Annotated in this window: 11 protein-coding genes; 7 read left to right on the forward strand and 4 right to left on the reverse strand. The window is 72.8% G+C overall.

The features are described 5' to 3' along the window. Positions 1 to 234: 234 nt before the first annotated feature. The 7 genes from G9H72_RS05670 to G9H72_RS05700 all read left to right on the forward strand — a co-directional run bounded on the left by G9H72_RS05670 (position 235) and on the right by G9H72_RS05700 (position 7794). A complete protein-coding gene (locus G9H72_RS05670; RefSeq protein WP_166168716.1) occupies positions 235 to 1248 on the forward strand; it encodes a GHMP family kinase ATP-binding protein in 1014 nt (337 codons plus the stop codon). Continuing rightward, complete coding sequence (locus G9H72_RS05675) at positions 1233 to 1844, forward strand: D-sedoheptulose-7-phosphate isomerase (protein ID WP_166168718.1); 612 nt, start codon at positions 1233 to 1235, stop codon at positions 1842 to 1844. Before G9H72_RS05670 ends, G9H72_RS05675 begins: the two co-directional genes overlap by 16 nt. Next, on the forward strand, positions 1841 to 2449 hold the full coding sequence (locus G9H72_RS05680; RefSeq protein ID WP_331272015.1) for a D-glycero-alpha-D-manno-heptose-1,7-bisphosphate 7-phosphatase: 609 nt from the start codon (positions 1841 to 1843) through the stop codon (positions 2447 to 2449). The genes G9H72_RS05675 and G9H72_RS05680 overlap by 4 nt, the downstream gene beginning before the upstream one ends. A 238-nt stretch (positions 2450 to 2687) precedes the next feature. After that, positions 2688 to 3917 carry a glycosyltransferase gene (locus G9H72_RS05685; RefSeq protein WP_166169020.1) on the forward strand — a complete coding sequence of 410 codons (1230 nt, stop codon included), beginning with the start codon at positions 2688 to 2690 and terminating at the stop codon, positions 3915 to 3917. A 75-nt stretch (positions 3918 to 3992) separates the two neighbouring features. Beyond that, positions 3993 to 5960, forward strand: a complete 1968-nt coding sequence (locus G9H72_RS05690) for a right-handed parallel beta-helix repeat-containing protein (RefSeq protein WP_166168720.1) — start codon at positions 3993 to 3995, stop codon at positions 5958 to 5960. A 2-nt stretch (positions 5961 to 5962) separates the two neighbouring features. Then, on the forward strand, positions 5963 to 7204 hold the full coding sequence (locus G9H72_RS05695; RefSeq protein ID WP_231126442.1) for a right-handed parallel beta-helix repeat-containing protein: 1242 nt from the start codon (positions 5963 to 5965) through the stop codon (positions 7202 to 7204). Then, positions 7201 to 7794, forward strand: a complete 594-nt coding sequence (locus G9H72_RS05700) for a metal-dependent hydrolase (RefSeq protein WP_166168722.1) — start codon at positions 7201 to 7203, stop codon at positions 7792 to 7794. The genes G9H72_RS05695 and G9H72_RS05700 overlap by 4 nt, the downstream gene beginning before the upstream one ends. Here the strand turns inward: G9H72_RS05700 and G9H72_RS05705 are convergent. The 4 genes from G9H72_RS05705 to G9H72_RS05720 all read right to left on the reverse strand — a co-directional run bounded on the left by G9H72_RS05705 (position 7779) and on the right by G9H72_RS05720 (position 10376). Beyond that, on the reverse strand, positions 7779 to 8147 hold the full coding sequence (locus G9H72_RS05705; RefSeq protein ID WP_166168724.1) for a phosphomannose isomerase type II C-terminal cupin domain: 369 nt from the start codon (positions 8145 to 8147) through the stop codon (positions 7779 to 7781). The genes G9H72_RS05700 and G9H72_RS05705 overlap by 16 nt on opposite strands. A gap of 108 nt (positions 8148 to 8255) precedes the next feature. Then, positions 8256 to 9248: a tetratricopeptide repeat protein gene (locus G9H72_RS05710; protein ID WP_166168726.1), complete on the reverse strand. Its 993-nt coding sequence runs from the start codon at positions 9246 to 9248 to the stop codon at positions 8256 to 8258. 64 nt (positions 9249 to 9312) lie between these two features. After that, the gene (locus G9H72_RS05715; RefSeq protein ID WP_331272016.1) at positions 9313 to 10065 is read right to left on the reverse strand and encodes an alpha/beta fold hydrolase; all 753 of its coding nucleotides are present in this window, start codon (positions 10063 to 10065) and stop codon (positions 9313 to 9315) included. A 23-nt stretch (positions 10066 to 10088) separates the two neighbouring features. Continuing rightward, positions 10089 to 10376 carry an ATP/GTP-binding protein gene (locus tag G9H72_RS05720; protein WP_166168728.1) on the reverse strand — a complete coding sequence of 96 codons (288 nt, stop codon included), beginning with the start codon at positions 10374 to 10376 and terminating at the stop codon, positions 10089 to 10091. Between the last annotated feature and the right edge of the window lie 93 nt (positions 10377 to 10469).

Here is a 10469-nt window from a genome sequence, read left to right on the forward strand (position 1 = left end):
GAGGCCGAGCGCAACACCGCCAGCGAGAATCCCAACGTTGGCAGGCGTTCTCACCAGCTACGACACTCCGTGACTTGCACATCACTCTGCGCTCGACCCACAGGAACCGGACGTCGAGGCATTTACAGACACGGGGCGCATTCGTAGTCTGAGCCCACTCCTCGTGGCCGGAGCGGCGGCGTGGCCCCCGACTCGAGTGCGTCTTCCGACCTCGCAAAGCCCGGAGGAGCCGCATTGCGCATCAACACCAAGGCACCGCTTCGCGTGAGCTTCGCCGGCGGCGGCACCGACGTGTCCCCGTTCCCCGAGTCCGAGGGCGGCGCGGTGCTGTCCGCGACCATCGACCGCTACGCGTACGGCAGCCTCTCCCCACGCGGCGACGACCAGGTCTGCATCGAGTCCGTGGACTACGGGCTGTCGGTGGACTTCGGGATCAAGGACAGCGTGGCCTTCGACGGCAAGCTCGACCTCGCGAAAGCGGCGGTGCGCAAGCTCTGCGGCGACGACGACTGCGGCTTCGACCTCTTCCTGCACAGCAACGCGCCGCCCGGGTCCGGGCTCGGCTCGTCCTCCACGATGATGGTCGCTCTCATCGGCCTGCTCGTGGAGCGCTCACGGGCCCGCCTCTCCGACTACGAGATCGCCCAGCTCGCCTACTCCCTCGAGCGGGAGGACCTCGGCATCAAGGGCGGCCTGCAGGACCAGTACGCGGCGGTGTTCGGCGGGTTCAACTACATCGAGTTCTTCGGCGACCACGTGGTGGTGAACCCACTGCGGGTGAAGGAGAGCACCGTCAACGAGCTCGAGCACAACCTGCTCCTCTGCTATACGGGCATCACCCGTGAGGGCAAGCACATCATCGACGACCAGACCGGGCGCGTCACCGCCGGCGAGGCGAGGACCGTCGACGCGCTGCGCGCCCAGAAGCGGCTGGCGCTGGAGATGAAGCGGGCGCTGCTGCGCGACGAGCTCGACAGCTTCGGGTCCCTGCTCGGCTCCGCCTGGGAGCACAAGAAGCAGATGTCACCGCGGATCAGCACCCCCTTCATCGACGAGGCCTACGACGCGGCCCGACGCAACGGGGCGCTGGGTGGGAAGGTCACCGGGGCCGGCGGGGGCGGCTACCTGCTGCTCTACTGCGACTTCCGGCGCAAGCACCGCGTCGCCGAGGCGCTCCTCGCACTGGGCGCGACCGTCACCGAGTTCTCCTTCGAGTCCCGAGGCCTCATGACATGGAGGGTCCCGTGAGCCAGGACCGGTGGGCCACGACCCTGCAGGCGAGGATCGACCAGAGCCTGCGCACGACCGAGCAACTGCTCGAACCTCACGTCATGGAGACCGTCGCGCGCATCTGCGACCTGCTGCTGACGTGCCTGCGCAACGACGGCAAGGCGATCTTCTTCGGCAACGGCGGCTCCGCGACCGAGGCCCAGCACCTGTCGGCCGAGCTGCTCGGCCGCTTCTACCTCGACCGGCCGGCGCTGCCCTCCGTCAGCCTCGCGGACAACACAGCGGCCATGACCGCCATCGGGAACGACTACAGCTATCCCGACGTCTTCTCCCGACAGATCGTCGGGATCGGGCGGCCCGGTGACGTCGCCTTCGGGCTCACGACGAGCGGCGACAGCGTCAACGTCGTCCGGGCCCTGGAGGCCGCCAAGGGCAACGGGCTGCTGACCGTGGCCTTCACCGGCGCACGGGGCGGCCGCGCCGCGCAGATCGCGCACGAAGCCTTCCGCGCCCCCTCCGAGGACACCCCCAGGGTGCAGGAGGCGCACCTGCTCGTCGGGCACACCATGTGCGAGATCGTCGAGGCAGAGCTGTTCGGCGCGGCCGCCGGGTGACGCCTGCACCGACGGCGCCCGCGCGCGCGTCCCCCGCGCTGCGCGGGAGGCCCTTCCTCGACACGGTGTTCCTCGACCGCGACGGGACGCTCAACGTCAAGGCCGACGAGGGCCGTTACGTGACCTCACCGGCCGACCTGGTCATGCTGCCCGGGGCCGTGGACGCCGTGCGGCGGCTCAACGCCACGGGAGCGCGGGTGATCGTGGTGACCAACCAGCGCGGCGTCGCCCGGGGGCTCATGTCCCGGCAGGACCTGGACCGGGTGCACGACCGGCTGCACAGCCTGCTGGCGGCGGGGGGCGCCCGGGTCGACGCCGTGCTGGCATGCCCGCACGCCGCCGACAGCTGCGACTGCCGCAAGCCGCTGCCCGGGCTGGTGACGCAGGCGGCGGACCGGTTCGCCGGCCTGTCCCCCACGCGCTCGGCGATGGTGGGCGACGCGGACAGTGACGTGGAGCTCGGCCTACGCCTCGGGATGCTCACCGTGCGTCTCGGGACCGAGGCTGCGCGCAAGCCCCTCGCCGACCACACCGTCCCCACGCTCGCGGCGGCCGTCGAGGTGCTCGCGCCGCTCGTCGTGAAAGGCCCCCGAGGCGCTCACTGAGAGTCGTGCGGGAGCGCTGATACGCGCGCGCTAGCCCGGACGAGCAGGACGTCCCGGACGCCATGGTCACTTTGGGTGACTCACTCGAAGGCACCTGGCAAGCGCATGAACAGTCCGTAACATCGTTCTCGGTTGCCGCGGGGGACCGTAGGGTCATCCTCGACTCCGACGAACACGACCCGACCTCAGGGGGTGCGTTCCATTGCTGGACACTGTCCAGACGACGCTCGCGGAGGTCATGCACGACCTCGGTCAGGGCTCCTGGAGAGAGGTCCTCCCCGTCGGGGTCGCCGGCCTCGTGGTCTGGTCCCTCTGGGTCTACCGCTTCGTGCTCTCCCGTCGCGCGCACCCGGTCGTGAACGACTTCCGCACCACCACCTCCGTGGTCGTCCCGTCCTACCGCGAGGACCCCGAGACGCTGCTGCGCTGCCTGCGCTCCTGGCTGGCGCAGGACCCGACCGAGGTGCTCGTCGTCGTCGACGTCGCCGACGCCGACTGCATGGAGGCGCTGGCCACGGTCGAGGACCCGCGGCTGCGGGTCATCCGGTTCGCCCACCACGGCAAGCGCTCCGCCCTCGGGGTCGGCATCCGGGCCGCCAAGGGCGAGATCCTCGTGCTCTGCGACTCCGACACCTCCTGGACCCCCGGGCTGCTGGACGCCGTGCAGATGCCCTTCGTCGACCCCACGGTGGGCGCGGTCAGCACGCAGCAGAACGTCTACCAGCGCACCACGAGCATCTGGCGCCGCGTCGCCGACTGGCTCGTCAACCTGCGCTACCTGGACTACGTCCCGGCCATGGGCCGCGCCGGGGCCGTCGCCTGCGTCTCGGGCCGGACCGCGGTCTACCGCCGGTCGGCCGTGATGCCGGTCCTGCAGCACCTCGAGCACGAGTTCTTCCTCGGCAAGCGGTGCGTCTCCGGCGACGACGGGAGGCTGACCTGGCTCGTCCTGGCCTCGGGCTTCAAGACTGTCCACCAGAGCAGCGCCAAGGCCCTGTCGATGTTCCCGGACACCTTCCGCGCCTTCGCCAAGCAGCGCATCCGCTGGAGCCGCAACTCCTACCGGACGTACCTGACGGCGCTGTGGAAGGGCTGGCTGTGGCGGGTCCCCTTCATCACCAAGGTGACCGTCCTGCAGATCCTGCTGACGCCGCTGACCATGGGGCTGACGCTGGGCTACCTGTTCTTCTCCCGGCTCGACTTCAGCTCCGGCGTGGGCAAGGGCATCCTGATCGCGGCCGCCTGGCTGCTCATCGGCCGCGGCATCCGCGGCGCCGCACACCTGCGCCGTCACCCGCAGGAGCTGCTGCTGCTGCCCGTCGTCGCGGTCGTGGTCGTGCTCATCGCCCTGCCGATCAAGCTCTACGCGTTCGCCACCATGAACAAGCAGGGCTGGCTGACACGCTCGACCGACTCCGTGGGCGCCGAGGCCCAGGGGTCGTCCACCCTCGCGCCCGAGCCGGCCTGAACCGGCGGCGCGCACATGGCGTACTCCCTGGCAACCCCCCTGCACGCGCCCACATCAACAGGTAGGACGATCCTCGTGTCCCTTCTGCGCCGCGGCTGCGCGCTCCTTCCCCTGACCCTGCTCGGCTCGGTGGCGCTGGGGGGCGCCGCGACCGGCACGGCTTCCGCCGCCGACGCCAAGCCGTGGGACGCCGCGCCGCCGGCGCAGTACCAGGGGGACGCCGACCACGAGGCGGCGCTGGTCCAGGCCGAGGAGGAGCGCATCCTGGCGGTGCGGCGCAACGTCTCGCTCTTCCGCTGGCAGAAGCAGGACGTCTACCGCCAGGGCCAGGCCTACCGGGACGAGCCCAACGGCAACACGGTGATCCTGGTCCCCAAGACCAACCGTGCGGCCTACACCGTGGCCGACCTCGTCGCGCGCAAGGTCGTCACCAAGCAGGGCGACGGGGGCTACCTGCTCGAGGACAACCTCTTCCTGCCGCCGAAGTCCACGCTCTCGCTCGGCGGCCTCGACGGGCCGCTGCGCCTGCGCAGCGGGGCCGACGGGACGTTCGTCAGCATCGTGTCCATCGGCGGCACGCTGGACCTGGCCGGCACCGAGCAGCAGCCGCTCGTCATCCAGAGCTGGGACCCGCAGAGCAACAAGCCCGACACGGTCACGAACGACGGCCGCGCCTACATCCGGGCCATCGGTGGCGAGGCGCGGATCCGGCACGCCCAGGTCTCCGACCTCGGCTTCTGGAGCGGCTCGACCGCCGGCGTGGCTCTGACCGGCACCGACCGGACCAACGCCATCGACCCGACCCGCATCAACTCCGGCGAGCCGGCCAAGCCGTCCGGCAAGACCGAGCGCAACGCGGCCCGCGACGCCCGCCGGCAGGAGCAGGCGCAGAACGACATCCTGGCCCGCAACGGCATCAAGCCGCTGGAGACGATGGACGACCCGGAGTTCGCCACCGACGAGGACACCTACGTCTCCGGCGAGATCTCCGACAGCACGTTCACCGGCAACGCCTTCGGCCTCTTCGTGTCCGGCGCGACGTCGCTGAGCATCACCGACACCGTCATCGAGCGCAGCCTGGTCGACGGCCTCGTCCTGCACCGCTACGTGGCCAGCGGCTCGATCGAGCGGACGACGTCCAAGCTCAACGGCGGCGCCGGGTTCACCCTCGCCCGCGCGGCCCAGCACATCAACATCCAGGACTCCACCGCCGAGGCCAACCGCGGTGACGGGTTCTACCTGTCCGGCGAGGCGTTGGCCGACGGCCCCTCCGTCACCGGCGCGCAGACGAACCCGTGGGGCTCCAACACCGTCGCCAACAGCTACTCGCGCAACAACGGCCACAACGGGGTCGAGGTCGTCGGCGGCATCAACCTCGACGTCAACAACAACGAGATCACCGGCAACGACATGGGCATCGTCGTGCGCTCGGGCGCGTCCAAGGTGAGCGTCACCGCGAACCGGCTGATGGACAACGCACGGCACTCGGTGTCGCTCCGCGACGGCGTGACCGAGGCGACGGTCAGCGGCAACGCGATCAGCGGCGGCTCGACGGGCATCTACGTCCGCGCCTCCGTCGCCGAGGTCCTCGGCAACACGGTCAAGGACGCCGAGGGCCACGGCGTCTCCTTCGTGGGCGCGGTGGCCGGCTCGTCGGTGACCAACAACTTCCTCGCGGGCAAGGGCTCGAGCGCGCTCGACGACCACCGGGCGAGCGGACGGGTCGAGGTCACCGACAACGTGACCTCCGGCTGGGTCGACACCAGCAGCGTGTGGGTCAAGCTCAAGAGCTGGATCCACCCGATGACGCTGATCTGGCTGTTCATCGCGTTCCTGATCATCTTCACGGCCGCCCGCGGCCGCCGGGCCCGTGGCGTCATGGGCGCCCCCTACTCCGCACAGCTGCCGCACCAGGTCACCGCGGCCACCGCGTACGGCGAGGAGATCGGCCGCGTGCCGACCGCGCGCACCATTGACATCCGCAAGGCCAACGGCATCAAGCGGACGGGCAGCTCGCACGACGACGACATGGCGATCGTGTGACCTTGCGCCTCTTCGGACGGGAGCTGCAGCGCCCGTCCCGGCAGTCCGTGCCGCCCTTCCTCGCCGGCGTCGGGGTCACGGCCGTCCTGCTGATCGGTGCGAGCGCACTCGCCGACAGCGGCAGCGACGACGTGGGGGCCGACCTGGGCGCCGTGGGCCCGCAGCCCGCGGCCTCGGTCAGCCCCTCCCCGACCCCGGACAGCTGGGCGGCGGCGGACCCGTCCGCGGACGTCACCCCGTACGCCGTCGACGAGGTGCCGTCGCTCGACGAGCTCCCCGACGAGGGCGAGCAGGCACCCAGCGACGCCCCGGCCACTGACCGGCAGGCGAGCCAGACGGGCGACGCCGGTGACCCGTCGTGCCCCGCCCCGACCGTCACGGTCGCGACGTCGGACGAGCTCGTCTCGGCGCTGGGGACGGCGCAGGCGGGCGACAGCATCGCCCTGGCGCCGGGGACGTACGTCGGGGAGTTCGTCGCGACCGGCGCGGGGACGCCGGACCAGCCCATCGCGCTCTGCGGCCCGGCCGATGCCGTGCTGGAGGGCGAGGGGCCCGACGGCGACTACGTGCTCCATCTCGACGGGGTCTCGCACTGGCGCGTCGCCGGCTTCACCGTGCGCAACGGGCAGAAGGGCGTGATGGCGGACGGCGCCACATCGACCGTCATCTCCGGCCTGACGGTCGAGGACATCGGCGACGAGGCCATCCACCTGCGCGCGTTCTCCACGGACAACGTCGTCGAGGGCAACACCGTCCGGCGCACCGGGCTGCGCAAGCCGAAGTTCGGCGAGGGCATCTACATCGGCACGGCCAAGAGCAACTGGTGCGACGTCTCCGACTGCGAGCCCGACCGCTCCGACCGCAACGTGGTGCGCGGCAACACGATCTCCGCGACGACCGCGGAGGCGGTCGACATCAAGGAGGGCACCACCGGCGGCAAGCTCCTCGACAACACCTTCGACGGGTCCGCCATCGAGGAGGACGGCGCGGACTCCTGGGTGGACGTCAAGGGCAACGAGTGGGTCGTCGCCGGCAACACGGGCGTGGACAGCCCTGAGGACGGCTTCCAGACGCACACGATCCTCGACGGCTGGGGCACCGGCAACGTCTTCCGCGACAACGTCGCGCAGGTCAACGGTGCCGGCCACGGGTTCTCGTTCACGCCGGCGAACGACAACCGCGTCACGTGCGACAACACGGTGTCCGGCGCGCGGCAGGGCCTGGCGAACGTCCCCTGCCGGTGAGCCGTTCGCGGCTGACCGGCGCCCTCGCCGCCCTCGCCGCGCTGGCCGGGCTCGCGCTCGTCCTGCTGGTCGACCGTTTCGTGGACGCGGAGTCCCCGTCGTACGTCGTGCTCGGCCTCGTGGACGAGCCGGCGCACCTCACCACGGCCGCGCTCGGTCTCGGAGCGCTCGCGGCGCTGCTCCGGCGGCCGCTGCCCCCGGCTTTCGCGCTCGCGGCGCTCGCGGCGGCGGTGCTCATCGACGCCGACCACGTGCCGGACGCGATCTTCGACTCCCAGATCCTGACCGCGGGAACGCCGCGGCCCTACACCCACTCGGTGGCGACGGTGGCCGTCGCGGCCCTGGCGACGGCGGCCCTGCGCGGGCGGGCCCGCCTCGTCGCGGGCGGGGTCGCCACCGGGGTCGCGCTGCACCTGCTCCGCGACCTCGCCACGGCGCCGGTGGCGCTCTGGTGGCCGCTCTCCTCGGGCGGCGTCACGATGCCCTACGCCGCCTACGTCGTCGCTCTGGTCGTCTTCACCGCGCTGGTGGCGGCGGGGGCGACCCGAGCGGCGACGCCGCGGAGGCCGGCGGGTCAGGACCGCGAGTAGTCGTCCTCGATGCGCTCGATGTCGTCCTCGTCGAACCAGCCGTACGCCACCTCGAGGAAGCGCGCAGACGCGGTGCCCTCGTTGCCCACCCGGTGGGTCACGCCCCGGGGGATCCAGACCTGCTCCCCCACCGCCGGCGACCAGCGCCGGCCGTCGATCTCGACGTAGAGGCCCGCGTCCAGGATCTGCCAGGACTCGTCACGCGTGGTGTGGCGCTGCAGCGACAGGCGGTGGCCCGGCTCCACGGTGATCACCTTGACGGTGACCGTCTCGTTCAGCGCCAGCCGCTCGAAGCGCCCCCACGGCCGCTCGTCGACCAGAGCCTCCGGGCGCTCCGCCACCTGCTCCGTCACGTCGGTCCTCCTCTTCCTCACGGCTCGTACGGACGCAGGGTATGCGGCCCAGATGTCGAGCGATCGACAATCTGAAGAAGGTCACCGAAAGTGTGTAATTGTCGGCGCTCAGTACAGCGCGGAAGCGAGCGCCCGCCGCGCCGTCGGGACGCGCGGGTCCTCGGGCCCCAGCAGCTCGAACAGGCCGAGCAGGTGCGAGCGCGCCGTGTTGCGGTCCGCCCCGCTGGTACGCCGCACGGTGTCCACCAGCCGCGCCAGCGCCTGCTCGACCTGCCCGGTGGCCAGCTCGACGTCGGCCGCGGCGCACTGGGCGGCGACGTCCTCCGGCGCCGCAGCAGCGGCGTCGAGCACGGCCTGTGGGTCCACGCCCTGCACCCGTCGCAGCAGCTCCACCTGGGCGAGCCCCGTCCGTGCCTCCTCGTCGGACGGCGTGTCCGCCAGCACGGCGGAGTACGCCGCCACCGCTGCGTCCAGGTCCCCGCGCTCGACCGCGTCGTACGCCTCGTCCAGGCGCGGGTCGCCCTGCGGCTCCGCGGCCTCTGCGTCCTGCGGCTCGGCACCGGTGGCCGCACCCGCCGGCAGGCGCCCCGTGACTCCCGCGGTCGCCGCGACCCGGAGCAGCTCGTCGAGGTACTGGCGGACCTGCGCCTCGGGCAGCGCGCCCTGGAAGAGCGGAACCGGCTGCCCCCGCACGACGGCGAAGACCGAAGGGATGCTCTGCACGCGGAACGCCGCGGCCAGGCCCTGCTCGGCGTCCGCGTCGATCTTCGCCAGCAGCCACCGGCCCTCCCCGGCCGCGGCCAGCCGCTCGAGGACGGGGCTCAGCTGCTTGCACGGGCCGCACCAGTCGGCCCAGAAGTCGATGACGACGGGGACGGTGAGCGACTGCTCGAGCACCACCGACTGGAGGTCGGCCTCGGTGACGTCGACGACGTAGCTGCCCGCCGCCGGGGCGGTCGCCCCCACGCCGCCCGTGCCGCCCGCGGCGGGCCCGGCGGCCGATGGGACACCCGCACCGGAGGCGGGTCGAGGGGCGGCCGAGCGCTTGGCCAGCGCGGACAGGTCGACCGCGCCGTACGCGTTGAAGGTCGGCTGCGTCATGGCCCCATCCTCTCCCGGGCAGGCCCCACAGATCCACGCCGGGCCCTGCTCGCGGGCCGGCCGGTCAACGGGTCAGCTCCTCCAGGGCCGCCGCGAAGGCCGGCGGGTCCTCCAGCGGGATCAGGTGCCCCGCGCGGGGCACCCGGACGAGCCGCCCCGCCGGCAGCGCGGCAGCCACTGCGGCGGCCTCGGCGACCGGGACGATCGTGTCCTCCTCCCCGGCCAGCACGACCGCGGGGACGTCGATCCCGGCGAGCAGGTCGGTGGAGTCCGGCCGGGCGGCCATCGCCCGCTGGGCCCACGCGACGGCCGGCGGCGACGCCTCCTCGACCAGCCGGCGCACGTCCTCGACCACGTCGGGGCGGACGGTGTGCGAGGTCTCCCCCAGCAGGCCGGGGGCGACCTCCTCGTGCAGGACGCGGACACCGCCCTCGGCGAGGACGGCGCGCGCGACCCGCTCGCGGCGGTCGCGCGCGGCCGGCGGGTCGGCGGCGGCCCGGCTGGAGGCCAGGACGAGGCCGGCCAGCCGCTGCCGGTGACGGCGGGCGAAGGCCAGGGCGACGTAGCCGCCCATCGAGACCCCGGCGACGACCGCCGAGGGCAGGCCCTCGGCGTCGAGCATCCGGGCCACGTCGTCGGCGAGCACGTCCAGCGACGGCTCGGCCGCGGGCAGCGGGCCCCCGCCGAGGCCGGCGAGCCCGGGCGTCAGCACGCGCAGGCGTGGGTCGAGCAGCAGCCGCGCGTGGTCGAACATGCGCGGGCCCAGGGGGAAGGCGTGCAGCAGCACGAGGGCGGGGCTCTCGTCGGGCCGGCTCACCCGTCGAGCCTAGTTGCGCTCCCTCAGGGGCGACGCCCGGACGGGCGCCGGCGGCTCCTGGCCCGCCAGCAGGCCGAGTGCCAGTGCCGGCGCTCGGCCAGCCCGCCGTGGACCGGCCAGGCGACCAGGTGGGGGGCCCCGGGGACGACCTGGTGGTCGCAGCCCGGGCAGCGGTACGTCTTGGCCGCCCCCGCGCCGGTCACGCTGCGGACGTACCACTCCTCGCCGTCGAGCTCCTCGACCCGCTCGGCACCGGGGACCGGCCCGAGCGGTCGGGGGGCCGGGTCGCTGCGGCGGAATCGGCGGCCCATGCCGACCATTGTCCGGGGCCCCGGCGACGTCCCGGCGACGTCCCGGCGACGTCCCGGCGATGTCCCCGGCGATGTCCCCGGCGATGTCCCCGG

Origin of the sequence: Motilibacter aurantiacus (assembly GCF_011250645.1) — a bacterium.
In the GTDB taxonomy this organism is placed as follows: Bacteria; Actinomycetota; Actinomycetes; order Motilibacterales; family Motilibacteraceae; genus Motilibacter_A; species Motilibacter_A aurantiacus.

What these genes read in the sequence shown, in the direction of transcription:
- G9H72_RS05675 (WP_166168718.1), top strand. Translation starts at nt 1,233, where the DNA reads ATGGAGGGTCCCGTGAGCCAGGACCGGTGGGCCACGACCCTGCAGGCG.
- G9H72_RS05685 (WP_166169020.1), top strand. Translation starts at nt 2,688, where the DNA reads ATGCACGACCTCGGTCAGGGCTCCTGGAGAGAGGTCCTCCCCGTCGGG.
- G9H72_RS05710 (WP_166168726.1), bottom strand. Translation starts at nt 9,248, where the DNA reads ATGACGCAGCCGACCTTCAACGCGTACGGCGCGGTCGACCTGTCCGCG.
- G9H72_RS05720 (WP_166168728.1), bottom strand. Translation starts at nt 10,376, where the DNA reads ATGGGCCGCCGATTCCGCCGCAGCGACCCGGCCCCCCGACCGCTCGGG.